Raw genomic sequence first — 26,502 nt, 5'->3', positions numbered from 1 at the left:
CTCCTGCCCGTGGCCTTTCACCCAGCCTAGGCCGATCCACCCGGTTTTCGGCCGAAGCGCGGTGTTACGGGCGGTGCTGGGAGGCTACGGGGCGGTGCTGGGGATTACGGGGCGGTGGTGGGGGTGCGGGTGAGCAGCCAGGGCTCGACCAGGCCGAGGCCGCGGACCGGGCGGCGCCACATCGGCTGGAGGTGGAAGCGGTGGGCCGGGTCGGGCGCGGTCTCGGGGAGGCCCGCGGTGCCGAGCTGTTCGAGGGCCGCGGCGAGTTCGCCGTCGACCAGGACGGCGTCCTTGGGGGCGATCGAGGTGAGCCGGGAGGCCAGGTTGACGGTGGTGCCGAAGACGTCGCCCATCCGCGAGGTGACGGTGCCGAAAGCCATGCCGACCCGGAGGGCGGGCATGTTGTCCTCCTTGGCGAGCGTCTCGACCAGCGAGAGGGCGATCTCGGCGACGGTGGCCGGGTCCTCGGAGACGAACAGGATCTCGTCGCCGAGGGTCTTGACGACCCGTCCGCCCTGACCGGCGATCAGGTCGGAGCAGGTGTTCTCGAAGCCCTCGACCAGCGAGCCGAGTTCCTCCTCCTCCAGCCGACGGGAGAGCCGGGTGAAGCCGACCAGGTCGGCGAAGGCGACGGCGAGCCGGCCGGAGGTGACCTCGTGGTCCTCGGCGGCGGCGACCACCCGGCCGGTGACGGCGGCGAGTTGGCGGCGCCACACGTACACCAGGAACTGCTCCAGTTCGGGCAGCAGCAGTTCGACCAGCGGGTAGGCGACGTCGGAGCGGGTCATGCCGGGCTCGACGGGCTGGGTCAGATTGTCGAGGAAGGTGTCCATCTGCCAGCCGGCCAGCCGCGAGGTGGTCTGGCCGGTGGAGCGGGCGACCTGGATCGCCATCGGCTCGCTGAGCAGCCCGGACTCGATCAGGCCGGCCAGCCGGCGCAGCGCGATCACGTCGTTGTCGGTGAGGGCCCGGGACTGGCCGATGTCGGGGAAGCCCATGGCGCGCCAGAACCGGGTGGCGAGCTCCATCGGGACCTCGGCGGCGCGCGCCGCCTGGTAGGGGGTGTACTTGCGCGGGGCGTCGAGGATGAGCCGCTCCAGGTCGGCCGAGACGGTGCTCCCGTCGTCCGTCGCGCCGTGCCCGGAGCCCGTCGTGGCGCCGCCGTTGTCTGTCACCGGTCCGTCCCCGTGCGGTCGCCGCACTCGTCTTCTGCCGTCCTGGAGGTCTGCGGCGCGCGACCACCGCGAGGGTAGTGGCGAGCCTCACACCGCTGCCAGGTGGAATGTTCGCACGGAATCGCGTAATCCGGGGCATCCACCCGGCAGCCGGTCCGCCGGTCCCGCCCGTTGAGACCGCGGGGGCCGGCCGTCAGTCCTGCGGGCGGACGTGCACCACGTCGCCGGCCGCGACGGGGTGCCGGGCGCCGTCGGGGGTGCGCACCACCAGCCGGCCGTCGCCGTCCACCGCCACGGCCTGCCCCAGCAGCTCGCGGTCGCCCGGGAGTTGGACCTTCACCGGCCGGTTCAGGGTGGTGCAGCGGGCGGTGTACGCGGGCAGCAGGCCGCTGGCGTGCGGGTCGCCCGCGGCGGCCGTCCACTCGCCGTACAGTTCGGCGAACTCGCGCAGCAGCGCCCGCAGCAGGGTGGCCCGGTCGGTGACCTCGGCGCCGGCCAGCAGCAGCGAGGCCGCGGTGGGGACGGGGAGTTCGTCCTCCCGGAGCGAGACGTTCAGGCCGAGGCCGGCCACCACGGCGCCGCCGGAGAGCTCGGTGAGGATGCCGCCGAGCTTGCGCTCCCGGCCGTCGATCTCGGCCTGCAGGTCGTTGGGCCACTTCAGGCCGGTGCGCACCCCGGCGATCCGGTCGAGGGTGGCGGAGACCGCGGTGCCGACCAGGATCGGCAGCCAGCCGTAGCGCTCCACCGGCACGCCCTGCGGGCGCAGCAGCACCGACAGGAACAGCCCGGAGCGCGGCGGCGCGGACCACCGGCGGTCCAGCCGGCCCCGGCCGGAGCTCTGCGACTCGGCGACCAGCACCGCGCCCTCGGGCGCGCCGTCCTTCGCCCGGGCGGCCAGGTCGGAGTTGGTGGAGCCGGTCCCGCTCACCACATCGAGTGAGGTCCAGAGCGACCCGGGGCGCAGCAGGTCGAGCCGCAGCGCCCGTTCGTCCAGCGGCGGCCGGTCCAGGTCGGTCCACGGGGAGGGGCCGTCGTGGCCGAAGCCGCGCAGGCCGGAGCGGCGGGGACGGGGGCTGTCGGGTGTCGTCACCGGGCCAGCCTAGAACGGCGCGCGGAACGCCGGAGCGTACCCGCAGGCCGCTTCATCGTCCCGCAGAACGGGCAGTGGCACGATGTGTCGATGGCCATAGCCGCGGAGCGCTCCGCGCTGGCTACGCTACTCAACGGTAGACCGCAGCGCCGCCCTGCCCAGCAACCCTCACGTCCCGGGCCGGCGGCAGAGGACGCAGGGAGAGCCACCGGAATGACCGAGGCACCGCAGGACGCGCACACCACTGCCGGGAAGCTCGCCGACCTGCGCCGGCGGATCGACGAGGCGGTGCACTCCGGCTCGGCCGCGGCGGTCGAGAAGCAGCACGCCAAGGGCAAGCTGACGGCCCGTGAGCGGATCCTCGAACTGCTCGACGAGGACTCCTTCGTGGAGTTCGACGAGTTCGCCCGGCACCGCTCCACCAACTTCGGCCAGGAGAAGAACCGCCCGTACGGCGACGGCGTGATCACCGGCTACGGCACCGTGGACGGCCGCCAGGTCGCGGTGTTCGCCCAGGACTTCACGGTGTTCGGCGGCTCGCTCGGCGAGGTGTTCGGCGAGAAGATCGTCAAGGTGATGGACTTCGCGCTGAAGACCGGCTGCCCGATGATCGGCATCAACGACTCCGGCGGCGCGCGGATCCAGGAGGGCGTGGTCTCGCTCGGCCTGTACGGCGAGATCTTCCGCCGCAACGTGCACGCCTCCGGCGTGATCCCGCAGATCTCGCTGATCATGGGCCCGTGCGCGGGCGGCGCGGTCTACTCCCCCGCCGTCACCGACTTCGTGGTGATGGCCGACAAGACCTCGCACATGTTCATCACCGGCCCCGACGTGATCAAGACCGTCACCGGCGAGACCGTCGACATGGAGGAGCTGGGCGGCGCCCGCACCCACAACACCAAGTCCGGCAACGCGCACTACCTGGCCGCCGACGAGAAGGAGGCCGTCGAGTACGTCAAGAGCCTGCTCTCGTACCTGCCCTCCAACAACCTCTCCGACCCGCCGGCCTACCCCGAGCAGGCCGACCTGACGATCACCGCCGAGGACCTCGAACTCGACTCGATCGTCCCGGACTCGGCGAACCAGCCGTACGACATCCGCCGGGTGATCGAGCACGTGCTGGACGACGGCGACTTCCTGGAGGTCCAGCCGCTGTACGCGGGCAACATCGTGATCGGCTTCGGCCGGGTCGAGGGCCACCCGGTCGGCGTGGTCGGCAACCAGCCGATGGACCTGGCCGGCTGCCTGGACATCGCCGCCAGCGAGAAGGCCGCCCGCTTCGTCCGCACCTGCGACGCCTTCAACATCCCGGTGCTGACCTTCGTCGACGTCCCCGGCTTCCTGCCCGGCACCGGCCAGGAGTGGGACGGCATCATCCGGCGCGGCGCCAAGCTGATCTTCGCCTACGCCGAGGCCACCGTGCCGCTGATCACCGTGATCACCCGCAAGGCGTTCGGCGGCGCGTACGACGTGATGGGCTCCAAGCACCTCGGCGCCGACCTCAACCTGGCCTGGCCGACCGCGCAGATCGCCGTGATGGGCGCGCAGGGCGCGGTCAACATCCTGCACCGCCGCGAGCTCGCCGCCGCCGAGGCGGAGGGGCGCGGCGAGGAGCGGCGCGCCGAGCTCCTCGCCTCCTACGAGGACACCCTGCTCAACCCGTACCTCGCCGCCGAGCGCGGCTACGTCGACGCCGTCATCGCGCCCAGCGAGACCCGTCGGCACATCGTCCGCGGCCTGCGGGCGCTGCGCGGCAAGCGGGAGGCGCTGCCGCCGAAGAAGCACGGCAACATCCCGCTCTGACCCCCGAAGGGAGCTCCGCACCATGACGCCCATTCAGGTGCTGCACGGGCAGCCGACCCCCGAGGAGCTGGCCACCGTCCTGGCGGTGGTCCATTCCCGGGCCGCGACCCGGGCCGCGACCGGCCCCGCCCGCGGCCCGGCCACCGCCTGGACCACCCGCACCCCGCGCCCCGTCCCGCCCCCGGGCCCGCACGCGTGGCGCACCAGCCTCTGGCCCCGGTAGCGACCGCGTCTCCCGGGCCCGCGGGGCTTCGCGGGAGCGAAGCTCCAGGGGCCCGGGGAACGGCGGTGCCGAGGGGCGGGTGACCGACGGGCCGCGAAGCGCCACCCCGTTTCGGGCCGGAGGTCCTCGGCCGACGCCCCGTAGCGCCCCGATGGGTTCCGGCGCATCGCCCCTCGGCCCCGCCGTTCCCCGGGCCCCTGAATACCTCGTCTGCCTAAGAGCTCTGCGATCTGCCGAAGAGGACGCCGTCCAGGGCGAAGCTGCCCGGGCCCAGGACGGCGATCAGGAGGAAGGCCCAGCAGAAGAGGACGGAGGCTTCGCCGCCGTTCTGGAGGGGGAAGAGCGCGTTCTCCTGGTGGACGGTGAAGTAGGCGTAGGCCATCGAGCCGGAGGCGAGCAGCGCGGCTCCGCGGGTGCCGAGGCCGAGCAGGACGAGGCCGCCGCAGACGAGTTGGATGACGGCCGCGTACCAGCCGGGCCAGGTGCCGGCCTTGAGGGTGCCGCCGCCGTACGCGCCGCCGAGGACGCCGAACAGGGAGGCGGCGCCGTGGCAGGCGAAGAGCAGGCCGACGACGGCGCGGTGGAGCGCGACGAGGTGGGGGCGGACCGCGGCGGTGGTGGTTCTCGCGGTGGTGACGATCGACGACGACATGGGTGGGCTTCTCCTCAGCCGGGACCAGTGGGGTGGTTCGGTGCTGTGCGTGCCCTGACCTGGGTGTGCCGGTCGGTCGGGTTCGAGGGTGGTCGCGGCCCGCACGCCGTCGATCATGAACCCGACAAGTTGGTTGCTCCATTGCAGGGATTCGACGGCTCCGCGTCAAGCGGGCACCCGAACCAACTCCGGCGCACCGCGCTTGAGTACGGATACTCAAGCGCCGTCCGGCCCCGCCGTTGCAGGGTGGGGGGATGCTCTGGTCGGACCCCCGCGACGAACCCTCGCCCGAGGCCCGTGCGGTGCAGCGCAGGCTGCGCCGGACGGCACTGCTCCTCGCGCTGACGGCCCTGCTGGGGGTGGTCCTGGTACTGGGGTAGCGGCGGGACGGGGGCGGCTAGGCTGGGGGCATGACCGCTCGCCGCCCGCTGGTTCTCGCGTCCGCCTCCCCCGCCCGGCTGGGCCTGCTGCGGCAGGCGGGCCTGGACCCGCTGGTGCGGGTGAGCGGGGTGGACGAGGACGCGCTGTCCGCGCCGACGCCGGGCGAGCTGGCGCTGGTGCTGGCCGTGGCGAAGGCCGCGAAGGTGGCCGGGGAGCTGGCCGCCGAGCCGGGCGAGCCGCCGCTGGTGATCGGCTGCGACTCGGTGCTGGAGCTGGACGGCCGCGCGCTGGGCAAGCCGGCCGACGCGGCGGAGGCGGTGGCCCGCTGGCAGGCGATGCGCGGCCGGGAGGGCGTGCTGCGGACCGGCCACTGCGTGATCGACACCGCGACCGGGCGGCGGGCGAGCGCCACCGCGTCCACCACCGTCCGGTTCGGCACGCCGGACGACGCCGAGGTCGCCGCCTACGTCGCCTCCGGCGAACCGCTGCACGTGGCCGGGGCGTTCACCCTGGACGGCCGTTCGGCACCGTTCGTGACGGGGATCGACGGCGACCCCGGCAACGTGATCGGGCTGTCGCTGCCGCTGCTGCGCACGCTGCTCGCCGAGCTGGACGTGCGCATCACCGACCTGTGGGCCTGACGGCCCGTCAGCCCGCCGCGGGGGCGTGCTTCGCCAGGTAGGCCAGCACGTCGGGCAGCGCGCCGTCCTTGAGCAGCGGGGCGCCGTGGTTGCCGCCGGGGTAGATCTTCAGCTGCTTGTCCTCGGCGGCCGAGGCCTCGTACAGCGCCTTGGCGGCGGCGTTGAACGGGGGGTCGAACTCCTCGGCGGCGAAGTAGCAGGGGGTCTTCACCGTCCGGACCGCGACCGCCGGGTTGTACTGGCCGTACGCCTCGGGCGAGGAGAGCGAGACCACGGCCTTCACCGGCAGCGGGTTGTCGAGCCGGGCGGCGACCAGCGAGGCGGCCGCGCCCTTGGAGGCGCCGACCAGGGCGAGCGCGCCGACGCCCTTGCCCTGGTAATAGGTGGCGGCGGCCTTGATGCCTTCGGTGACGTCGCCCTCGGAGGTGAAGGCGAGCACCGCGTAGCCGGCCCTGGTGAAGTCGTCGAGGACCGGGGCCCATTCGCAGAGCGAGCCCTGCAGCTGGTGCGAGAAGACCACGCCGACCTTGGCGTTCCCCGCGTCGGAGTCCCGGTAGTAGGCGTCCAGGTCGGTGCCGCCGGTGGTGCCGGCGTCGAGGGTGAAGGAGCCCTTGGCGGCCTGGTCCTTGGTGAGGCAGCCGTAGGTCTTCGGGGTCGGGGCGGCCGCGGCGGTGGTCTTCGCGGCGGTGCCGCCGGAGCCGGAGGTGCAGGCAGTGAGGAGCAGGACGGCCGCGGCGAGCGCGACCGGCAGCGCTGAACGTTTCACGTTTCCCCCGTGAATCGTGCGGAGTGGTGCCGATGACGGCTGTGACGCTAGGGACCGCCCCGATCATGGTCAATGGTCTGAACCATTGCGTTATGGCCACGAACGGACCCGGACGGATCCGGGCGGTCCCGGACGGACCGGTGGCACGGATTCCGGATCGCGGGTGCGGAAACGGACAGAACCGGGCCCGCACATCTGTTGCCCTGTTCCACCCCCGGTCCGGGCGGGCCGCCGTTAGGCTGGCGCAGCCGGACCGGAAAGGGGCGACGGGGAGCGGAAGATGACCGATGGTGTGCTCAACGTCGTGCTGGGACTGATCGCTTCGGCGATCAGCGCCGGCCTGGGCTGGCTGGCCCAGACGCTCCGCCGGCGCCGCCGACTGGAGCGGGAGCGCGCCTTCTTCGGCCTGCCGGGCGACGGCGAGGCACTGCTGGTGGTCAACCAGCACCCGGCGTCGCCGAGCTCCAAGAGCGTCTCGCGCAACGACGTGTACGCCCTGATGGAGCTGGCCGCCCTGGTCCGGGGCTGCGGCGCCCGGGCCACCCTGACCGGGCACGACCAGGTCCGCCAGGGCCTGGGCGACAAGACCGAGTTCTGCGTGGGCGGCCCGGCCAGCAACCTGCGCACCGCGGCCCACCTGGCGTCCTGGCTGCCCGGGGTGTCGTTCGTCCCGCCGCCCGCCGGGTCGGCCGGCCCGGCGCCGTCCCTGCGGGTCGGGGAGCGCGAGTTCGGGCACCCGGACGGGGAGTCCGGCGGGAGTTCGTACGTGCTGCTGGCCCGGCTGCACCTCAGGCCCGGCAGCCGGCCGGTGTTCCTGATCGCCGGCCAGACCTCGGTCTCCAACCACGCGGCGGTGCGCTACCTGGCCGCCCACCACCGGGCGCTGGCCCGCCGGCACGGCTCGGACGGCGCCTTCGCGGTGGTGCTGCGGGTGGTGAACACCGACGCGTACGGGCCGGACGTGGTCGAGTTCGAGGCCGACCTGACGGCCGCGGCGACGGCCCGTCCGGAACCGGTGGCGGCCTGAGCCCAGCCTCCGTGTGGCGAAGGCCACCCGCTCTCCACGGCCGCCCCAGCGGGCCGGGGGAAGATCGGTCCGGCCTCCCGGCCTGCGGCGCGCCGTCAACGGCGGCCACCCGTACGGGAGTCCGGACACCGAGCGTGTGAGCACGCTCACCACCAGGGACTACTCGCCGGTAGCGCCCTCCAATCCATAGACTCGACGGGGTTCGAGAAGGGAGCCACTGTGCGCAAGGTGCTCATCGCCAATCGCGGGGAGATCGCTGTTCGTGTTGCCCGGGCGTGTCGGGACGCGGGGATCGGCAGTGTTGCGGTGTACGCGGAGCCGGACCGGGACGCGTTGCATGTGCGGGCGGCCGACGAGGCGTACGCGCTGGGCGGCGACACCCCCGCGACGAGTTACCTCGACATCGCGAAGGTGCTGAAGGCCGCGGCGGACTCGGGGGCGGACGCCGTCCACCCGGGCTACGGCTTCCTGTCGGAGAACGCCGACTTCGCGCAGGCCGTCCTGGACGCGGGTCTGACCTGGATCGGCCCGCCGCCGCAGGCGATCCGGGACCTGGGCGACAAGGTCACCGCCCGGCACGTGGCCCAGCGGGCCGGCGCGCCGCTGGTGGCGGGCACGCCCGAGCCGGTCACCGGGGCGCAGGAGGTGGTGGCGTTCGCCGCCGAGCACGGCCTGCCGGTGGCGATCAAGGCCGCCTACGGCGGCGGCGGGCGCGGCCTGAAGGTCGCCCGCACCCTGGAGGAGATCCCCGAGCTGTACGACTCGGCGGTCCGCGAGGCGGTGGCGGCGTTCGGGCGCGGGGAGTGCTTCGTCGAGCAGTACCTCGACAAGCCCCGCCACGTGGAGACCCAGTGCCTGGCCGACACCCACGGCAACGTCGTGGTCGTCTCCACCCGCGACTGCTCGCTGCAGCGCCGCCACCAGAAGCTCGTCGAGGAGGCCCCCGCGCCGTTCCTCACGCCCGAGCAGAACGCCGAGCTGTACCGGGCCTCGAAGGCGATCCTGCGCGAGGCCGGCTACGTCGGCGCCGGGACCTGCGAGTTCCTGGTCTCCCAGGACGGCCTGATCTCCTTCCTGGAGGTCAACACCCGCCTGCAGGTCGAGCACCCCGTCTCCGAGGAGGTCACCGGCCTCGACCTGGTCCGCGAGATGTTCCGCATCGCCGACGGCGAGCCGCTGGGCTACGACGACCCCGAGGTCCGCGGCCACTCCATCGAGTTCCGGATCAACGGCGAGGACCCGGGCCGCAACTTCCTGCCCGCCCCCGGCACCGTCACCCTCTTCGCCCCGCCCTCGGGACCCGGCGTGCGGCTGGACGCGGGCGTCGAGTCCGGCTCCGTGATCGGCCCCGCCTGGGACTCCCTGCTCGCCAAGCTCATCGTCACCGGCACCGACCGCAAGCAGGCCCTCCAGCGCGCCCACCGCGCCCTGGAGGAGTTCAAGGTCGAGGGCATGGCCACCGCCATCCCCTTCCACCAGGCCGTCGTCACCGACCCCGCCTTCGCCCCCGAGGTGCACGGCTCGGACGCGCCGTTCCAGGTCTTCACCCGGTGGATCGAGACCGAGTTCAACAACACCATCCCCGCCTTCACCGGCGCGGGCGGCGACGGCGACGAGCCCGAGGGCCGGGAGACCGTGGTGGTCGAGGTCGGCGGCAAGCGGATCGAGGTCTCGCTGCCCTCCTCGCTGGGCGTCGCCTCGGCCCCGGCCGCCGCCGGCGCGGGCAAGGCCAAGCGCCGGGTCGGCGCCAAGAAGGCCTCCGCCGCCGCGTCCGGCGACACGCTGGCCTCGCCGATGCAGGGCACCATCGTCAAGGTCGCCGTCGAGGAGGGCCAGGTCGTCGCCGAGGGCGAGCTGATCGTCGTCCTGGAGGCGATGAAGATGGAGCAGCCCCTCAACGCCCACAAGGCCGGCACCGTCACCGGCCTCAAGGCCGAGGTCGGCGCCTCGGTCTCCAGCGGCGCCGCGCTCTGCGAGATCAAGGACGTCTGAGTCCGGTCCGAAGGGGCGGGCCGGGTCCGTGGACCCGGCCCGCCCCTTCGGCGTTCAGCGGGCCGCTTCGAGCACCAACTCCTCGACCCCGCACAGGAACTGGGCCATCCGCTCGCGGTCCAGCAGGGCGCTGTCGGCGACCATCAGCAGCTCGATCGCGCCGGGCACCGCCACCACGTCGACCGCAACGCTCACCCCGGGGCGCAGCGGGAAGGTGTCGGGGAAGGTCAACTCGCGCCGCACGGCGGGCGGTTCGGCGGAGCCGTCGGGCATCGCGGCGGCCAGCGGGTCCCGGGTGTCGTTCCAGAACACCGAGTGGTCGGCCAACTCGACACCGCTCGACCGCAGTTCGGCCAGCTCGGCCGCCAACTGCGGCTTGTCGTAACCGGAGTGGCGGTAGGCGCTGAGCGCCGGGCCCTGGCAGCGGCGGACCGTCTCGGCGAACTCCCCGGCGAGTTCCGGGAGGTGGAACAGGCCCTCCTGGGCGAGCGTGGTGACGGCCTCGGCGGCCTGCTCGGTGAACCGGTTGCCGACCACCACCTGGAACAGGAGCTCGCGCCGCCCGGCCAGCAGCCCGAGCCGGGTGGCGGCGGCGGCCAGCAGCACGGTGGCGTCGCTGGTGCGCAGCCGGGCGGCGGCCGCGGGGAGCGCGGCGACCAGCTCCGGGGAGCGGAGCACCGCGAGCGGGAACCGCCGTTCGGGGTCGGCGTCGGCGGGCGGGGGCGGCAGCAGGGTGCGCGGGCCGGTGCGGAGCTTGTCCCGCCAGTGCCGGCGGGCGGCGGCGTCCCGGCGGCGGCCGCGCGGCGAGCACTGCTCGGCGGCCTCGTCCAGCGGCTGGGCGAACCCCCGGGCGGCGCGCAGCTGTTCGAGGGTGGTGCCGGTGGCCAGCAGCACCAGGTCGCGGACCAGCCGGCGCATCCCCCAGCCGTCCGCGGCGGTGTGCGAGAGCACCAGGACGGCCTGCCGGACCAGGCCGTCGACCAGCACCAGGCCGAGCCGGACCGGCCAGCCGTCGGCGGGGTCGAACGGGACGGCGGCGTAGGCGGCGAGCAGTTCGGCGGCGGCCTCGGCGGCCTGCTCGGGCGTGTCGCGGTGCAGCAGCCCGACCGGGAGCGCGCCGTCCGGGTCGAGCACCTGGACCAGTTCGCCGTCCTCGACCAGCAGCCGGGTGCGCAGCGCCTCGTGCAGGTGCAGCAGGTCGGTGAAGGCGCGCCGCACCTGGTCCAGCGGCAGGCCGGGTTCGACGGGGGCGGCCAGCCGGACGTTGTAGCGGTGGGCCTCGGGGCCGAGCGCGACCAGGGCGGAGTGGATGGCGCGCTGGCCCCAGGTCGCGGGGCCGCGTCCGCCACGGGCCCCACGCACCGTCAATTCGGTTCTGCCGTCGGGTGTTTCGCTCGCTGCGTCCATGGGGCCAGACGCTACAAGCGGGGCTGCCGGGGCGGCCAGAGCCCGGTGCCGGGGCTGCCGGAACCGGTCACCGCGGCGCCCCGGGCGGGCGGGACGGGGGGTGCCGCGGTCAGCGGATGCGCTCGGCCAGCCGGGCGGCGGGCGGCAGCCCGGGATGCGGGGCGGGGCGGCGCGGCCCGGGCAGCGGGGCGCCGGGGGCGGCCAGGCCGGGCGGCGGGGCCGGGCGGCGCGGGCCGGGCGGCTGGTGCGCCGGGCCGGAGTCGACGGCCAGGCCCAGCCGGGCGACCTCGATCCGCACCCCGCAGTCGGCGAGCGCGTCCAGCTCCCGGGCGGTCGGGTCCTCGGCGGCGGCGTGCTCGTCGGTGACCAGCCGGGTGATCGCCTCGGTGGCGACGGTCTGGAACATGCTGTCCGCGCCGAGCTTGGTGTGGTCGGCCAGCACGATCACCTCGTTGGCGGCCTGCACCAGCGCCCGGTCGACCGAGGCCGAGAGCATGTTGGCGGTGGACAGGCCGCGTTCGGCGGTCAGTCCGCTGCCGGACAGGAAGGCCTTGGTGACCCGCAGCCCGGCCAGCGACTGCTCGGCCCCGCTGCCCACCAGGGCGTAGTTGGAGCCGCGCAGGGTGCCGCCGGTCATCACCACCTCGACCCGGTTGGCGTGCGCCAGCGCCTGGGCGACCAGCAGCGAGTTGGTGACCACCGTCAGCCCCGGCACCCGGGCCAGCCGGCGGGCCAGCTCCTGGGTGGTGGTGCCGGCGCCGACCACGATGGCGTCGCCCTCCTCGACCAGACTGGCGGCGAGGTCGGCGATGGCGCTCTTCTCGACGGCGGCGAGGTGGGTCTTCTGCGGATAGCCGGGCTCCCGGCTGAAGCCGCCGGGGAGCACCGCGCCGCCGTGGCGGCGGTCGAGCAGCCCCTCGGCCTCCAGCGCCCGGACGTCCCGGCGGACGGTGACTTCGGAGGTCTGGACGACGCGGGCCAGTTCTCGGAGCGACACGGCTCCGTTGGCGCGCACCATCTCAAGGATCAACTGGCGACGTTCTGCTGCAAACACAGAACCGACGGTAACCCGAGTGACCGTCTGCTTTCAGGCGTTTGCACCTGGTAACGGGATTTGCTCACGTCGGAACGGCGCATGACCCTACAATGCGCGCTCCGCCACCCGGGTGACGCCGGCGGCGCACGCCCGGCTCCCGCCCGGGAACCGGCGCGCCGCCGCGCGGAGGACCGGACGGCGGCGGGGGGAACCGGGCAGGAGCCGGGCCGGAAGCGGGCGCGGACGGTCAGGAAGCGGCGTTCTCCCGCTTGCGGATGTGCAGCTGGCGGGCCGCCTCCGCGGTGGAGCCGGAGAGCGACGGGTAGACCGTGAACGCGCCGGCCACCTGTTCGACCGTCAGATTGTTGTCCACGGCCAGCGAGATCGAGTGGATCAGCTCGGAGGCCCGCGGGGCGACCACCACGCCGCCGACCACGATGCCGGTGCCGGGGCGGGCGAACAGCTTCACGAAGCCGTCCCGGATGCCCTGCATCTTGGCCCGCGGGTTGCCGCGCAGCGGGAGCTTGACCTCGACGGCGTCCATCTTCCCGCAGGAGACGTCGGCGTGGGTGTAGCCGACGGTGGCGATCTCCGGGTCGGTGAACACGTTGGACGCCACGGTCTTCAGGTTCAGCGGCTGCACCGCGTCGCCGAGCGCGTGGTACATGGCGATCCGGCCCTGCATGGCGGCCACCGAGGCCAGCATGAAGACGCCGGTGCAGTCGCCGGCCGCGTACACGCCGGGGGCGGAGGTGCGGGAGACCCGGTCCACCTTGATCTGGCCCCAGTCGTTGACCGCGACGCCGGCCTCCTCCAGGCCCAGCTCCTCGGTGTTGGGGAGCGAGCCGACCGCCATCAGGCAGTGCGTGCCGGTGATCACCTTGCCGTCGGCCAGCGCGACCTCGACCCGGTCGCCGACCCGCTTGGCGCTCTCCGCCCGGCTGCGGCTCATCACGTTCATGCCGCGGCGGCGGAACACGTCCTCCAGCACCTCGGCGGCGTCCGGGTCCTCGCCCGGCAGCACCCGGTCGCGGGAGGAGACCAGCGTGACGTTCGAGCCGAGCGCCTGGTAGGCGCCGGCGAACTCGGCGCCGGTGACGCCGGAGCCGACCACGATCAGCTCGCGCGGCAGCTCCTCCAGGTCGTAGACCTGCGTCCAGGCCAGGATCCGCTCGCCGTCCGGCTTGGCGTCCGGCAGCTCGCGCGGACGGACGCCGGTGGCCAGCAGCACCGCGTCGGCGCGCAGCGACTCGGTGCCGCCGTCGGCGAGGTCGACCAGCACCTCGCGGGAGCCGTCGATGGCCTGCCCGCCCGAGCCCAGCCGGCCGCGGCCGCGCAGCACCGTGACGCCGGCCCGGGTGACCGCCTGGGTGATGTCGTGCGACTGGGCGATCGCCAGCCGCTTCACCCGTCGGTTCACCTTGCCGAGGTCGACGCCGACCACCCGGGCCGCCTGCTCCAGCGGCGGGGTGTCGTCGGCGACGATGATGCCGAGCTCCTCGTAGGAGCTGTCGAAGGTGGTCATCACCTCGGCGGTGGCGATCAGCGTCTTGGACGGCACGCAGTCCGTCAGCACCGCCGATCCGCCCAGGCCGTCGCGGTCGACGACGGTCACCTCCGCGCCGAGCTGGGCGGCCACGAGGGCCGCCTCGTATCCGCCAGGTCCGCCACCGATGATCACGATCCGAGTCACGTGCCCCATTGTCCCGCACGCCGGAACCGATTCCGCGCCGGGGCCGCCGTTGTTCACCCCGCGCCACCCGACCCGTCGCTTCCGCGCCCCGTCCGGCGGGCGGGCGGGCGCCCTCGGCCGCCGGGCGGCTCCCGTAGGCTGGCGGCCATGTCGCTCTACGCCGCCTACGCCACCAACCTCGACGCCCGGCAGATGTCCCGGCGCGCCCCGCACTCCCCGCTGCGCGGCACCGGCTGGCTGCCCGGCTGGCGGCTGACCTTCGGCGGGGAGCACCTGGGCTGGGAGGGCTCGCTGGCCACCGTGGTCGAGGACGAGAAGGAGCAGGTCTTCGTCTCGCTCTACGACGTGGCGCCGATGGACGAGGAGGGCCTGGACCGCTGGGAGGGCGTGCAGCTCGGCATCTACCGCAAGGTGAAGCTGCGGGCGCAGACCCTGGACGGCGAGGTCGCGGTCTGGACGTACGTGCTGAACGACTACGAGGGCGGTCTGCCCGCCGCCCGCTACCTGGGCCTGGTCGCGGACGCCGCGGAGAGCGCGGGCGCGCCCGACGACTACGTGCTGGACCTGCGCCGCCGCCCCTGCTGAGCGCCCCCGTGCGTTCCGCCGAACGGCCGGGCCGGGCGGCGGCTCCGGGCTGTGGTTTCGGCCAATCGGGGTAACGATCCGGCATGGCCCGGGCGCGTTGTCTACGCGCGTAGGCATCTGTGACCTATCCTCGACGGCGTGAACGCATCTCCTCAGACGGCCGTCTCCGCCGACCCCTACGCCGCCGCCCGGGCCGCCGCCGCCCGGCTGCGCGACCTCACCGGTGCCGAGCGCCACGACGTCGCCCTGGTGATGGGCTCCGGCTGGGTGCCCGCCGCCGACGCGCTCGGCGAGACCCTGGCCGAGTTCCCGGTCACCGACCTGCCCGGCTTCCCCGCCCCCGCGGTGGCCGGCCACGCCGGCACGATCCGCTCGGTGCGGATTCCCGGCGAGCGCCGCGCCCTGGTCTTCCTCGGCCGCAACCACTACTACGAGGGCCACGGCGTGGCCACCGTGGTGCACGGCGTGCGCACCGCCGCCGCGGCCGGCTGCGGGACGATCGTGCTCACCAACGGCTGCGGCGGCCTGCGCGAGGGCTGGGTGCCCGGCCAGCCGGTGCTGATCAGCGACCACATCAACCTGACCGCGGACTCCCCGATCGTCGGCGCCAACTTCGTCGACCTCACCGACCTGTACTCCAAGCGGCTGCGCACGCTCTGCCGCGAGGTCGACCCCTCCCTGGACGAGGCGGTCTACGTGCAGTTCCGCGGCCCGCACTACGAGACCCCGGCCGAGGTCAACATGGCCCGGGTGATCGGCGGCGAGCTGGTCGGCATGTCGACCACCCTGGAGGCGATCGCCGCCCGCGAGGCCGGCGCCGAGGTGCTGGGCATCTCGCTGGTCACCAACCTGGCCGCGGGCATCACCGGCGAGCCGCTCAACCACGCCGAGGTGCTGGAGGCCGGCAAGGCGTCCGCCGAGCGGATGGGCGCCCTGCTGGCGAAGGTCCTGGAGCGGATCTGACACCCCGGCGGGGGCCGGACTCCCCCGCCGCGGCGCACCGCTGACGGAGAATCAGGGGCGCGGGAGGCCCGCGCGAGCGGGACGCCCCGCGCCCCTGCCGCGCACCGCGCGTCGCCTCTCGCCACCTCTCGTCCTCACACCTCTCGTCCTCACCCCAGGGAGCGGGCCGCATGCCGAAGGAATCCACCACCGACCTCCTCGACCGGGCCCGGGCCTGGCTGGCCGAGGACCCCGACCCGCAGACCCGGGCGGAGCTGACCGCGCTGCTGGCCGCCGCCGAAGGCCCCGGGGCCGAGGCGGAGGAGCGGATCGCCTGGTCCCGGCTGGCCGAGCGGTTCGCCGGACGGCTCCAGTTCGGCACCGCCGGCCTGCGCGGCGAGCTGGGCGCGGGCCCGATGCGGATGAACCGCGCCGTGGTGCTGCGGGCCGCCGCCGGCCTGGCCGGGTACCTGCGGAAGCACCCGGAGCTGGGCGACCTGGTGGTGATCGGCTACGACGCCCGGCACAAGTCGTACGACTTCGCCGTGGACACCGCCGCCGTGGTGGTCGGCGCCGGGCTGCGCGCCGCGCTGCTGCCGCGCGCGCTGCCGACGCCGGTGCTGGCGTTCGCCATCCGGCACCTGGGCGCGGCCGCGGGCGTGGTGGTGACGGCCAGTCACAACCCGCCGCAGGACAACGGCTACAAGGTGTACCTGGGCGACGGCTCGCAGATCGTGCCGCCCGCGGACGCCGACATCGCCGCCGAGATCGACGCGCTGGGCGCGCTGGCCGACGTGCCGCGCGCCGAGGGCGGCTGGGAGGTGCTCGGCGAGGAGGTGCTCGACGCCTACCTGGACCGGGCGGTGTCCGTGCTGGACGCCGGCGGGCCGCGCGCGCTCAGCACCGTCTACACCCCGCTGCACGGCGTCGGCCGGGACGTGCTGCTGGCGGCCTTCGAACGGGCCGGGTTCCCGGCGCCCGCCGTGGTCGCCGAGCAGGCCGAGCCGGACCCGGACTTCCCCACCGTCGCGTTCCCCAACCCGGAGGAGCCCGGCGCGATGGACCTCGCCTTCGCGGCGGCCCGCACCGCCCGCCCGGACCTGGTGATCGCCAACGACCCGGACGCCGACCGCTGCGCCGTCGCCGTGCCCACCGCCGAGGGCGACTGGCGGATGCTCAGCGGCGACGAGGTCGGCGCGCTGCTCGGCGCGGCGCTGGCCGCCAAGGGCGCGAGCGGCGTCTTCGCCACCACCATCGTCTCCTCCACCCTGCTCGGGAAGATCGCCGCCGCGGCCGGGCTCGGCTACGCCGAGACGCTGACCGGCTTCAAGTGGATCTCCCGCACCGAGGGCATCCGCTACGGCTACGAGGAGGCGCTCGGCTACTGCGTCGACCCGGACGGCGTCCGCGACAAGGACGGCGTCACCGCGGCCCTGCAGATCGCCGAGCTGGCCGCCGGGCTCAAGCGGGACGGCCGCACCCTGACCGACCTGCTGGACGAGCTGGCGCTGGCGCACGGCCTGCACGCCACCGGGCAGCTCTCGGTCCGGGTCGAGGACCTCGCGGTGATCGCCGACGCGATGGCCGCGCTGCGCGAGAAGCCCCCGGTCGAGCTGGCCGGGCTGGGCGTGGTCCGGGCCGACGACCTGACGGCCGGCAGCCCCGAACTGCCGCCCACCGACGGCCTGCGCTACGTCCTGGCCGGTCCGGCCGTCGGCTCCGCCCGGGTGGTGGTCCGCCCGTCCGGCACCGAGCCCAAGCTCAAGTGCTACCTGGAGGTCGTCCTCCCGGTCGCCGCCGCGTCCGGCCTGCCCGCCGCCCGCGCGCAGGCCCGCGACCTGCTGGACGTGATCAAGCAGGACCTGGCCGCCGCGGCGGGCCTGTCCTGACCGGCGAGTGACCCGACCGTACGAGGGGCCGTCCTGCGGGACGGCCCCTTCGTCGTGCCCCGGGGTTCATACCCCGGTGCTCATGCCGTGGCGCGGTACGCGGCGAGGACGGTGGCCAGTAGGCCGGGGAAGCGTTCTTCGAGGTCGGCGGCGCGCAGCGTGGTCAGCCGGCGGTTGCCGTCCTCCCGCTGGCGGATCAGGCCGGACTCGCGCAGCACCTTGAAGTGGTGGCTGAGGGTGGACGGCGCGACGTCCACCGGGAAGGTGCCGCAGGCGCGTTCGGGGGTGCCGTCGAGGGTGTCGACGATGGTCATCCGGGTCGGGTCGGAGAGCGCGTGCAGCACGTCCAGCAGGTCGATCTCGGCGACGTCCGGGTACGCGGGGCCCTCGCGGCGGCGGCTGGTGCGGGACACGGCCGATTCCTCCTGGAACTCCCGGCGGGCTTGGGGAATCATGGTAGCGACTTCGATGTTCGTCGAACATAGAATATCGAACAACGTAGCAGCACCGACCGTCCAGGGGAACCACCATGCGCGCACTCGTCATGACCGAGCCCGGCGGGGCCGAGCACAGCCACGTCCTCGACCTGCCCGCCCCGGAGCCCGGCCCGGGGCAGGTGGCCGTCCGGGTCGCCGTGGCCGGTCTCAACTTCGTCGACGTGATGGCCAGGCGCGGCGACGCCGCCTACGCCCCGAGCTGGCCGCACCGGCCCGGCAAGGAGATCGCCGGGACGGTGCTCGCCACCGGCCCGGGCGTCACCGGTCTCGCTCCCGGTGACCGGGTGGTCGCCGCCACCCACGGCGGCGGGCTCGCCGAGATCGCGCTCGCCGACGCCGCGCTGACCGTCCCGGTGCCCGCGGGCGTCCCGCTGGAGGTCGCCGCCACCGCCCCGCTCGGGCTGGCCACCGCACTGCTGCTGCTCACCGACGCGGGGCGGTTCACCCCCGGCGACCGCGTGCTGGTGCACTCGGCGGGCGGCGGCATCGGCGGCGCGGTCGCCCGGCTGCTGCCGCTGCTCGGCGGCGGCCTCGCGGTCGGCACCGTCGGCCGGGCGGCGAAGGCCGCGGCGGCCCGGGAGGCCGGCTACGCGGCGGTCTTCGCCCGGGACGCCGAGCTCCCGGACCGGCTGCGCGAGGCCACCGGCGGCCGGGGCTTCGACCTGGTCCTCGACCCGCTCGGCACCACCGCGCTCGACCTGGACCTGGACCACCTGGCGGCAGGCGGCCGGATCGTCCTCTACGGCAACCCGGGCGGCGGGGCGCCCGCCGGACTGCCGCCGTTCGGGCGGCTGCTGGGCGCCAACGCGACGCTCACCGGGTTCAGCCACGCCGGACTGCTGGCCGCCGCCCCGGCGAAGGTCGCCGACGCGGTCCGCCGCGCCCTCGACCTGCTCGCCACCGGCGCGCTGGCCGCCCCGGTCACCACCGTGCCCGGCCTGGCCGCCGTCCCGGCCGCGCACGACCTGCTGGCCGCCGGGCACGCCGAGGGCAAGTACGCGGCCGTGCTCTGACCGATCGTCAGTTCGCCAGGATCACACCGACCAGGGCGACCAGGCCGACCAGGGTCGGGGCGATCACCCACCAGCACCAGGCGACCCGGACCTCGCCGGCCGCACCGGGCTGGTGGGCGTTGCGCTCGGCCTGCTCCTGGAGCGAGGCCACCACGGCGTCGGACCAGGCGCGCGAGGGGTCGAGGCCGTGCTCGCGGTGGCCGCGGCTGCGGCCCGCCCCGGTGCGCGGGTCGCCCTCGGCCACGGCGCGGGTGGCCCGCCGGTGGGCGCGCTTGCGCTGGCGGATCGAGACCGGCACCGCCCAGACCTGGAACTTGCGCCCGCCGGCGAAGAGTTCGACCGAGTACCCGGCCTTGAGGCCCTCGACCGCCGCCCAGGGGGCGACGATCGTGCGCAGCGGGTTGCGGACCAGCAGCCGCCGGTCGTTCGCCTTCACGGCGGGCCGCAGGGTGTACGCGGCGACGGGGAGGGCGAAGACGGGCGCGGCGCAGAGGGCCACCCACGGGGTGGCGCCGGTGCCGTTCAGCACCGCGTCGACGATCAGCCAGCCGGCGATTCCGAGCAGCATGACGCCCGCGATGAGGCCGGGGACGGAGCGGTAGACGCGGTCGGCGTACTGCGGCCCGTCGGCGGCGGACCCCTGGTCGGGTGTCCGGTCGGATTCGGTCATGCCGTCGATTCTGCCCCAGCCGGGCGCCGGTCCCAATGGCGACCCGGGCACGGGACGGTCACGAATGACCGCCCCGTGACCTGCGCGGTCGGCCCGCGCGGTCGGCTCGCGCGGCCGTCCCGAGCGGCCGTCCCGAGCGGCCGTCCCGCGGTCAGGCGGTGCGGCGGCGCAGGGTGGCCGCGCCGAGGGCGAGCGCGAGCAGTCCGCAGCCGGCCACCACGGCGAGGTCGGCGAGCACGGCGCCGCCGATCCCGGACTCGGTGGTGAGGCGGGCCATCGCGTCGACGGCGTAGGAGAGCGGCAGCACGTCGGAGAGCAGCCGCAGCGGTCCGGCCATGTCGGCGCGCGGCACGAACAGCCCGCAGAGCAGCAGTTGGGGCAGCAGCACGGCGGGCAGGAACTGGACGGCCTGGAACTCGGTGGCGGCGAAGGCGGAGACCAGCAGCCCGAGCGCCATGCCGAGCAGCCCGTCGGCGACCGCGACGGCGAACAGCGCCCAGGTGGGCCCGGCGACGTGCAGGCCGAGCGCGCCGAGGGTGAGCGCGGAGGCCAGCGCGGCCTGGAGCAGGGTGACGGCGCCGAAGGCGAGGGCGTAGCCGAGCAGCAGGTCGAGCCGGCCGAGCGGCATGGTGAGCAGCCGCTCCAGGGTGCCGCTGGTGCGCTCCCGGAGCATGGCGACCGAGGTGACCAGGAACATCACCAGCAGCGGGAAGACGCCGAGCAGTTCGGGGCCGATCCGGTCGAAGGCGGCGGGCTGCCCGTCGTACACGTACCGGAGCAGGAGCAGCAGGACGCAGGGCACCAGCAGCAGCATCGCCACGGTGCGCGGGTCGTGGCGGAGCTGGGCCAGCACCCGGCGGGCGGTGGCGAGGGTGCGGCGGGCGGAGATCACGCGGTCCCTCCCGGGTGCGGGGCGGGGACGCTGCGGACCAGGTCGAGGAAGGCGGCCTCGATGTCGGCGGCGCCGGTGGCGGCGAGCAGCGCGGCGGGGGTGTCGTGGGCGAGCAGGCGGCCGTCGCGCATCAGCAGCAGGCGGTCGCAGCGGGTGGCCTCGTCCATCACGTGGCTGGAGATCAGCAGGGTGGCGCCCTCCTCGGCGAGTCGCCGGAACAGCTGCCAGAGCTCCTGGCGCAGCACCGGGTCGAGGCCGACGGTGGGTTCGTCGAGGACCAGCAGCTCGGGCCGGCCGAGCAGGGCGGCGGCGAGCGAGACCCGGGCGCGCTGGCCGCCGGAGAGCCGGGCGACGGGGGTGCGCCGGTGCTCGTCCAGGCCGACCAGGGCGGTGACCCGGGCCGGGTCGCCGGCGGGGGCGCCGAGGACGGCGGCGAAGTGGTCGAGGTTCTCCCCGACCGTCAGGTCGCCGTACACGGACGGGGCCTGGGTGACGTAGCCGACCCGGTCGCGCAGCGCGGCGCTGCCGGCCGGGCGGCCGAGGACGGTGACGGTGCCGGCGGTGGTCCGCTGCACGCCGACGACGCTGCGCAGCAGGGTGGTCTTGCCGCAGCCGCTGGGGCCGAGCAGGCCGGTGACGCTGCCGCGCGGGACGTCGAGGTCGAGGCCGGGGAGGACGGGGCGGCCGCCGCGTTCGACGACCAGTCCGGCGATCCGGATCGCGGGGCCGGTGTCCGGCCCCGCCATGGAATTCATCATGTGATGAGTTTTGCGCGGCGGCTCCGCCCCGTCAACCCTCCGGACCGCCCGCCGGATGAGCTGCGTCACACCGTGCCAACCGGGGCGGGCCCGCCGCTCGTGATCACCGCAGACCCGGCGACCCGGCGACCGGTGGCCGGAAACGGCAAGCAGCCCGTCGGCCGCCGCGCCCCGGGCGACACTGTTCTGCGACCTGCCGCCCGACCGGACCACCACCGGGACCGGAACCACGGCCCCCACCGACCAGGAGCCCCGATGCCGCCCACCACGCCGGCTGCCCTGCCGCACCCCACCCGCTCCGGGCGGTCCGGCCGGACCGCCCGGACCGCCGCCACGGGGTCCGGGGGCCGGGCACCGCTCCCGCTCCGGGCCTGGCGCGCCGTCGGGCCCGCGCTCGGCGTGTACGCGGGCGCGCTGGCCCTGCACCTGTGGCTGCTGGACGCGCTGGCCCGGCCCGGGACGCCACTCACCGACCGGCTGACCGCCTGGGACGGCAAGCACTTCCTGGAGATCGCCGCCGACGGCTACCCGGCGGCCTTCAGCCACGACGCCTCCGGCGCGCTCACCGGCAACAACCTGGCGTTCTTCCCGCTCTACCCGATGCTGGTCCGCCTGGTGCACGCCCTGACCGGCCTCGACCCGGCCCCGGCCGCGATCCTCACCGCCCACCTCGCCACCCTGGCCGCGCTGGTGCTGGTGCACCGGTTGGTCGAGGAGCTGTACGCGCGGACCGCCGCCACCGCCGTCCTGGTGCTGCTGGCCGCCGCGCAGCCGATGTCGCTGGTCTTCTTCATGGGCTACAGCGAGTCGCTGTTCCTCGCGCTGGCGGCCGGCACCCTGCTGGCCGCGCACCGCCGGGCCTGGAGCTGGGCCGGGCCGTGCGCCTTCCTGGCCGGGCTGACCCGGCCGGCGGGCGTCGCGGTGGTCGCCGCGCTGGCCGTCGCCGCCCTGCTGGAGCTGCGCCGCGAGCGCCGCTGGTCCGCCCCGCCGCTGCTGGCCACCGCGCTCGCCTGCACCGGCACCCCGCTCTACCTGTGCTGGGTGGGCGCCCGGCTCGGCACCGCCGACGCCTGGTTCACCGTCCAGGGGGCCGGCTGGGGCACCCGCTGGGACTGGGGCGCCTCGCTGTGGACGTTCCTCACCGGCGCCCTGGAGCGCGGCGACGGCTGGGTCCCGGTCAGCGTGGCCCTGCTGGTCCTGGCCCACCTGCTCGCCCTCGGGCTGGCCGTCCGGCGCACCACCTGGCCGCCGCTGCTGGTCTACGGGGCGCTGGTGGTCGTCCTGACGCTCTGTCAGAGCAACTACTACCACTCCAAGCCCCGTCTGCTGGCCCCGGCGCTGGTCGTGCTGGTGCCGATCGCCCTCGCCCTGGCCCGGGCCCGGACCTCCACCCGGATCGCGGTGCTGGCCGCCGCCGCCCTGTTCGGCTGCTGGTACGGCGCGCACCTGCTCGCCGTCTGGCCCTACACCGTCTGACACCCGTCGGCCGTACAGCGTCCGACGCCCGTCGGCCGGGCACCGTCCGACGCCCGCCCGGTCGACGGGCCCGGCCGGTGGGCTTGACAGCCCGGGGATGAGCGGTACGGCCGCGGCACCCCGGTTCGGTACGATTGCGGCGGCCGGACGGCAGCCTCGACGCGCCGCGACCGGCCTCTCGACAATCCGCCCGCGGGCGCCCCCGGGCACCCGCCGGAGAGCATCGGAGTTCCCCAGGATGACTCGGCAGTTGATCACCAGCGCGCTTCCCTACATCAACGGGATCAAGCACCTGGGCAACATGGTCGGGTCGATGCTCCCGGCGGACGTCTACGCCCGGTACCTGCGCCAGCGCGGCCACGAGGTGCTGTACATCTGCGCCACCGACGAGCACGGCACCCCCGCCGAGCTGGCCGCCCAGGAGGCCGGGCTGCCGGTCGCCGAGTTCTGCGCCCGCGCGCACGACCAGCAGAAGGCGATCTACGACGGTTTCCGGCTGTCCTTCGACCACTTCGGCCGCTCCTCCTCGCCGCAGAACCGCGAGATCACCCAGGAGATCGCCCGCGAGCTGCACGCCAACGGCTTCATCGAGGAGCGGGCGATCCGCCAGGTCTACTCGATCGCCGACGGCCGCTTCCTGCCGGACCGCTACATCGTCGGCACCTGCCCGCACTGCGGCTACGACAAGGCCCGCGGCGACCAGTGCGAGAACTGCACCCGGGTGCTGGACCCGACCGACCTGCTGGAGCCGCGCTCCGCGATCAGCGGCAGCTCGGAGCTGGAGGTCCGGGAGACCAAGCACCTGTTCCTGCTCCAGTCGAAGCTGACCGACGAGGTCGAGGGCTGGATCGCCGCCAACGGCGACTCCTGGCCCGTGCTGGCCTCCTCGATCGCCCGCAAGTGGCTCACCGAGGGCCTGCAGGACCGCGCGATCACCCGCGACCTCGAATGGGGCGTCCCCGTCCCGGCCGACACCTGGCCCGAACTGGCCGCCGAGGGCAAGGTGTTCTACGTCTGGTTCGACGCCCCGATCGAGTACATCGGCGCCACCAAGGAGTGGGCCGACGCCACCGGCAACGACTGGCGCTCCTGGTGGTACGAGGCCGACGACACCGTCCGCTACACCGAGTTCATGGCCAAGGACAACGTCCCGTTCCACACGGTGATGTTCCCCGCCACGCTGCTCGGCTCCCGGCAGCCCTGGAAGAAGGTCGACTACGTCAAGGCCTTCAACTGGCTGACGTACTACGGCGGCAAGTTCTCCACCAGCCAGAAGCTCGGCATCTTCACCGACACCGCGCTCGAACTGCTGCCCGCCGACTACTGGCGCTACTACCTGATGGCGAACGCCCCCGAGTCCGACGACTCCAGCTTCACCTGGGACCTGTTCGCGGCCACCGTCAACAAGGACCTCGCCGACACCCTCGGCAACTTCGTCAACCGGGTGCTCTCCTTCAGCCGCAAGCGCTTCGGCGACGAGGTCCCGGCCGGCGCCGAGAACGGCGAGCACGAGACGGCGCTCGGCGCGCAGATCGCCGAACTGCTCGCCGAGTACGAGGCCCAGCTGGACGCGCTCAACTTCCGCAAGGCCGCGCAGGCGCTGCGCGCCCTGTGGTCGGCGGGCAACTCCTACCTGGACGTCACCGCGCCCTGGACGCAGATCAAGACCGACCCGGAGGCCGCGGCCCGCACCCTGCGCACCGCGATCAACCTGATCCACCTCTACTCGGTGGTCTCCGAGCCGTTCATCCCGACGGCGGCCAAGGCGATCCGGGAGTCCTTCACCCTCGCCGACGACACCCGCACCTGGGTCACCGCCGACGAGGCCCGCGCCCTGGACCTCGTCCCGGCCGGCACCCCGTTCACCGTCCCGCCGGTGCTCTTCGCCAAGATCACCGACGAGGACCTCGCCACCTGGAGCGAGCGCTTCGGCGGCGGCGCCGCCTGACGGCCCGTCACCCCGCCAGGTACCCCTGGACGGTGCGTCCCAGCAACGGGACCAGCACCTCCGGGGGTGCCGAGGCGAGCGGCTCCACCCCGATCACGTAGCGGGCCATCGCCAGCCCGACCACCTGCGACATCACCAGCTCCACCCGCAGCTCCGGGTCCGGCACCTCCAGCCCCGCCGCGACCCGCCCCACCAGCTCGGCCACCATGAAGTCGCGCATCAGCCCCGCGACCTCCTCGCTCGCCGCCGCCGTCCGCACCAGCGCCAGCAACCGCTCCCGCACCGCCGGCTGCTCCCACAGCCCCACCACGAACCCCGCCACCCGCTCGCCGACCGTCTCCCGGTCCCCCCCGAACACGGTCTCCACCACGGCCCGCGGATCGAACGGGAACTCCAGCGAGGCCATGAACAGCCGGTCCTTGGTCCCGAAGTAGTGGTGCAGCAACGCCGCGTCCACCCCCGCCGCCCGGGCGATCGCCCGCATGCTCGCCTTCTGGTACCCCCGCGCCGCGAACTCCGCCCGCGCCGCCCCCAGCACCACCCCCCGCGTGTCCCCACCCCCGGGCCGCCGCCCCCGCACCTTCGCTCCGCCACTCATCCCGCCATTGTGCTGGGACGGTGACACGCCACGCGAAACCGGACCCTGTCGGTCCTCGAAGAACCGCACCGGTGGGTTTCCCGCAGCAGGAAACCCACTGAAACAGGGTGGCTCCGATCACTTTCATCGGTTTCCAACTGCAGGAAACCATATCTCATGGGAAACCTTTCCCTTATCGTGCAATCCTTCCAGTATGAAGACACCCGCCCCCTCGGGCAGGGCGCTCCTGGAGAGCGGCCTCGAAGTACTGCGCGGACTCCTGGGCCCGGACTGGCGGGTCAGCACGCTGCCCGAAGCGGCGGGCCAGGGAGACACCGGCGCCGACGCGATCGTCCAGATCACGGCGGAGGCGGACAACACCACAGCCCAGTTGCTGGTCGACGCCAAGCCCTCGCTCACCCCCCTCGCCGTTCGGGAGCAGCTCGCCCCGAAGGCCGCACTGGTCCGGCGGCTGCAGCACCACACCCAGCCGTTCGTGATCACCGAATCGCTCACCGAGCGCACCAAGCAGGAGCTCCGCCAACACGGCATCGGCTACATGGACCTGCACGGAAACGTGTGCCTGCGCGTCTCCCGACCCGCCGTGGTGATCCTGGCCGACACCCCGCAGCGGGCCCTCCGCGCCACTCCCGCCGTCCGCGCCGCACCGACGCGCCGGCCGAAGCTCGCAGGACCCCGCGCGGGGCAGCTGGTGCGGTTCCTCGCGGACGTCGCACCCCCGTACACGGCCTCCGAGCTGACCGCGGCCACGGGGATCAGCAAGGGGTACATGTCCAAACTGCTGAACACCCTGGAGGACCTCCTCCTGATCCGGCGCGAAGGCCACACGGTGGTGAAGGTCGACTGGCCGGGCCTGCTGCGCGAGCGGGCGGCGCAGTTGTCCGTCCTGCGGCACAACCCGTTCGTCGGCATGATCGCTCCGAACGGTCCCGGGCCGCTGCTGGAATCGGTGCGCGCGCTCCAGCAGCGCGGCGAGCGGATCGTGCTCACCGGCTCGTACGCGGCACGGAAGATCGCGCCACTGGCCGTCGGCGGCCAGGTGATGCTCTACGTCCCCCACTCCGTCCGGGGCCCCTACGAGATCGGGGAGGAGTTGGGGCTGCTCCCCACCGACCAGGGCGCCGACACCTTGCTGCTGCGCGCGCACGACGACGTGGTCTTCGACCGCACCCTGGTCATCGACGGGGTGGAACAGGTCGCACCGAGCCAGCTCGTACTGGACTGCCTGTCAGGCCCGGGGCGAATGCCCGCCGAAGGCGAAGCCGTCCTGGCGCGGATGATCGACGACGAACAGGAGTGGAGGCTTCCAGAACTGTCCGCACCCCACCGCGGCCGTCACCATTAGCAT

25 protein-coding genes are annotated in these 26,502 nt (G+C 74.3%); 13 read left to right on the top strand and 12 right to left on the bottom strand.

The window, feature by feature from the left end:
- Positions 1–104 precede the first annotated feature (104 nt).
- The gene (locus ACIOHG_RS28180) at positions 105–1,175 is read right to left on the bottom strand and encodes an adenylate/guanylate cyclase domain-containing protein (protein ID WP_400954565.1); all 1,071 of its coding nucleotides are present in this window, start codon (positions 1,173–1,175) and stop codon (positions 105–107) included.
- Between the two features lie 193 nt (positions 1,176–1,368).
- Positions 1,369–2,265, bottom strand: a complete 897-nt coding sequence (locus ACIOHG_RS28175) for a biotin--[acetyl-CoA-carboxylase] ligase (protein ID WP_400954564.1) — start codon at positions 2,263–2,265, stop codon at positions 1,369–1,371.
- 213 nt (positions 2,266–2,478) lie between these two features.
- On the opposite strand from ACIOHG_RS28175, the gene ACIOHG_RS28170 reads away from it, so the two are divergent.
- Both ACIOHG_RS28170 and ACIOHG_RS28165 read left to right on the top strand, forming a co-directional pair.
- Positions 2,479–4,068 carry an acyl-CoA carboxylase subunit beta gene (locus ACIOHG_RS28170; protein WP_400954562.1) on the top strand — a complete coding sequence of 530 codons (1,590 nt, stop codon included), beginning with the start codon at positions 2,479–2,481 and terminating at the stop codon, positions 4,066–4,068.
- 22 nt (positions 4,069–4,090) lie between these two features.
- Positions 4,091–4,291 (top strand): acyl-CoA carboxylase subunit epsilon, encoded by a 201-nt coding sequence (locus ACIOHG_RS28165; RefSeq protein WP_400954560.1) that lies wholly within the window; start codon positions 4,091–4,093, stop codon positions 4,289–4,291.
- A 214-nt stretch (positions 4,292–4,505) separates the two neighbouring features.
- Here ACIOHG_RS28165 and ACIOHG_RS28160 read toward each other — a convergent pair whose 3' ends face one another.
- The gene (locus ACIOHG_RS28160) at positions 4,506–4,943 is read right to left on the bottom strand and encodes a DoxX family protein (RefSeq protein ID WP_400954558.1); all 438 of its coding nucleotides are present in this window, start codon (positions 4,941–4,943) and stop codon (positions 4,506–4,508) included.
- A 254-nt stretch (positions 4,944–5,197) separates the two neighbouring features.
- Here ACIOHG_RS28160 and mmpB point away from each other — a divergent pair, with 254 nt between their 5' ends.
- Positions 5,198–5,323, top strand: a complete 126-nt coding sequence (gene mmpB / locus ACIOHG_RS28155) for a morphogenic membrane protein MmpB (RefSeq protein WP_400954556.1) — start codon at positions 5,198–5,200, stop codon at positions 5,321–5,323.
- 30 nt (positions 5,324–5,353) lie between these two features.
- The gene (locus ACIOHG_RS28150) at positions 5,354–5,965 is read left to right on the top strand and encodes a nucleoside triphosphate pyrophosphatase (protein WP_400954554.1); all 612 of its coding nucleotides are present in this window, start codon (positions 5,354–5,356) and stop codon (positions 5,963–5,965) included.
- 7 nt (positions 5,966–5,972) lie between these two features.
- On the opposite strand, the gene ACIOHG_RS28145 is transcribed toward ACIOHG_RS28150, so the two are convergent.
- Positions 5,973–6,731, bottom strand: a complete 759-nt coding sequence (locus ACIOHG_RS28145; RefSeq protein WP_400954552.1) for an alpha/beta hydrolase family protein — start codon at positions 6,729–6,731, stop codon at positions 5,973–5,975.
- 280 nt (positions 6,732–7,011) lie between these two features.
- Here ACIOHG_RS28145 and ACIOHG_RS28140 point away from each other — a divergent pair, with 280 nt between their 5' ends.
- Together ACIOHG_RS28140 and ACIOHG_RS28135 are read left to right on the top strand one after the other, a co-directional pair.
- Complete coding sequence (locus ACIOHG_RS28140) at positions 7,012–7,758, top strand: hypothetical protein (protein WP_400954550.1); 747 nt, start codon at positions 7,012–7,014, stop codon at positions 7,756–7,758.
- Between the two features lie 219 nt (positions 7,759–7,977).
- Entirely contained in the window at positions 7,978–9,750 is a 1,773-nt protein-coding gene (locus ACIOHG_RS28135; RefSeq protein ID WP_400954548.1) for an acetyl/propionyl/methylcrotonyl-CoA carboxylase subunit alpha, read from the top strand.
- A gap of 54 nt (positions 9,751–9,804) precedes the next feature.
- Here ACIOHG_RS28135 and ACIOHG_RS28130 read toward each other — a convergent pair whose 3' ends face one another.
- From ACIOHG_RS28130 to ACIOHG_RS28120, 3 genes are all read right to left on the bottom strand, one after another.
- Entirely contained in the window at positions 9,805–11,157 is a 1,353-nt protein-coding gene (locus ACIOHG_RS28130; RefSeq protein WP_400954546.1) for a condensation domain-containing protein, read from the bottom strand.
- A 109-nt stretch (positions 11,158–11,266) separates the two neighbouring features.
- Positions 11,267–12,175 (bottom strand): DeoR/GlpR family DNA-binding transcription regulator, encoded by a 909-nt coding sequence (locus ACIOHG_RS28125; protein WP_400954592.1) that lies wholly within the window; start codon positions 12,173–12,175, stop codon positions 11,267–11,269.
- Between the two features lie 265 nt (positions 12,176–12,440).
- Entirely contained in the window at positions 12,441–13,895 is a 1,455-nt protein-coding gene (locus ACIOHG_RS28120; protein ID WP_400954544.1) for an NAD(P)H-quinone dehydrogenase, read from the bottom strand.
- Between the two features lie 138 nt (positions 13,896–14,033).
- Here ACIOHG_RS28120 and ACIOHG_RS28115 point away from each other — a divergent pair, with 138 nt between their 5' ends.
- From ACIOHG_RS28115 to ACIOHG_RS28105, 3 genes are all read left to right on the top strand, one after another.
- On the top strand, positions 14,034–14,471 hold the full coding sequence (locus ACIOHG_RS28115; protein ID WP_400954542.1) for a gamma-glutamylcyclotransferase: 438 nt from the start codon (positions 14,034–14,036) through the stop codon (positions 14,469–14,471).
- 138 nt (positions 14,472–14,609) lie between these two features.
- Entirely contained in the window at positions 14,610–15,434 is an 825-nt protein-coding gene (locus tag ACIOHG_RS28110) for a purine-nucleoside phosphorylase (protein ID WP_400954541.1), read from the top strand.
- A 170-nt stretch (positions 15,435–15,604) separates the two neighbouring features.
- On the top strand, positions 15,605–17,302 hold the full coding sequence (locus ACIOHG_RS28105) for a phospho-sugar mutase (protein WP_400954540.1): 1,698 nt from the start codon (positions 15,605–15,607) through the stop codon (positions 17,300–17,302).
- A gap of 80 nt (positions 17,303–17,382) precedes the next feature.
- Here ACIOHG_RS28105 and ACIOHG_RS28100 read toward each other — a convergent pair whose 3' ends face one another.
- Entirely contained in the window at positions 17,383–17,715 is a 333-nt protein-coding gene (locus ACIOHG_RS28100) for an ArsR/SmtB family transcription factor (protein ID WP_400954538.1), read from the bottom strand.
- Positions 17,716–17,831: 116 nt separating this feature from the next.
- Here ACIOHG_RS28100 and ACIOHG_RS28095 point away from each other — a divergent pair, with 116 nt between their 5' ends.
- The gene (locus ACIOHG_RS28095) at positions 17,832–18,812 is read left to right on the top strand and encodes a zinc-binding alcohol dehydrogenase family protein (RefSeq protein WP_400954536.1); all 981 of its coding nucleotides are present in this window, start codon (positions 17,832–17,834) and stop codon (positions 18,810–18,812) included.
- Between the two features lie 7 nt (positions 18,813–18,819).
- Here ACIOHG_RS28095 and ACIOHG_RS28090 read toward each other — a convergent pair whose 3' ends face one another.
- From ACIOHG_RS28090 to ACIOHG_RS28080, 3 genes are all read right to left on the bottom strand, one after another.
- Positions 18,820–19,482: a PH domain-containing protein gene (locus ACIOHG_RS28090; RefSeq protein ID WP_400954534.1), complete on the bottom strand. Its 663-nt coding sequence runs from the start codon at positions 19,480–19,482 to the stop codon at positions 18,820–18,822.
- 151 nt (positions 19,483–19,633) lie between these two features.
- Positions 19,634–20,371 (bottom strand): ABC transporter permease, encoded by a 738-nt coding sequence (locus tag ACIOHG_RS28085; protein WP_400954591.1) that lies wholly within the window; start codon positions 20,369–20,371, stop codon positions 19,634–19,636.
- Entirely contained in the window at positions 20,371–21,132 is a 762-nt protein-coding gene (locus tag ACIOHG_RS28080) for an ABC transporter ATP-binding protein (protein ID WP_400954532.1), read from the bottom strand. Before ACIOHG_RS28080 ends, ACIOHG_RS28085 begins: the two co-directional genes overlap by 1 nt.
- A 255-nt stretch (positions 21,133–21,387) precedes the next feature.
- On the opposite strand from ACIOHG_RS28080, the gene ACIOHG_RS28075 reads away from it, so the two are divergent.
- A complete protein-coding gene (locus ACIOHG_RS28075) occupies positions 21,388–22,608 on the top strand; it encodes a hypothetical protein (protein ID WP_400954530.1) in 1,221 nt (406 codons plus the stop codon).
- 238 nt (positions 22,609–22,846) lie between these two features.
- On the top strand, positions 22,847–24,556 hold the full coding sequence (metG, locus tag ACIOHG_RS28070; protein WP_400954528.1) for a methionine--tRNA ligase: 1,710 nt from the start codon (positions 22,847–22,849) through the stop codon (positions 24,554–24,556).
- Between the two features lie 7 nt (positions 24,557–24,563).
- Here the strand turns inward: metG and ACIOHG_RS28065 are convergent, their stop codons facing one another.
- On the bottom strand, positions 24,564–25,154 hold the full coding sequence (locus ACIOHG_RS28065; RefSeq protein WP_400954527.1) for a TetR family transcriptional regulator: 591 nt from the start codon (positions 25,152–25,154) through the stop codon (positions 24,564–24,566).
- A 193-nt stretch (positions 25,155–25,347) separates the two neighbouring features.
- On the opposite strand from ACIOHG_RS28065, the gene ACIOHG_RS28060 reads away from it, so the two are divergent.
- Positions 25,348–26,499 carry a hypothetical protein gene (locus ACIOHG_RS28060; RefSeq protein WP_400954525.1) on the top strand — a complete coding sequence of 384 codons (1,152 nt, stop codon included), beginning with the start codon at positions 25,348–25,350 and terminating at the stop codon, positions 26,497–26,499.
- Positions 26,500–26,502: the final 3 nt, after the last annotated feature.

The organism is Kitasatospora sp. NPDC088134 (assembly GCF_044741705.1).
In the GTDB taxonomy this organism is placed as follows: domain Bacteria; phylum Actinomycetota; class Actinomycetes; order Streptomycetales; family Streptomycetaceae; genus Kitasatospora.
The sequence above is the reverse complement of the archived record's forward strand: the minus strand, read 5'-3'. Positions and strand labels throughout refer to the sequence as shown.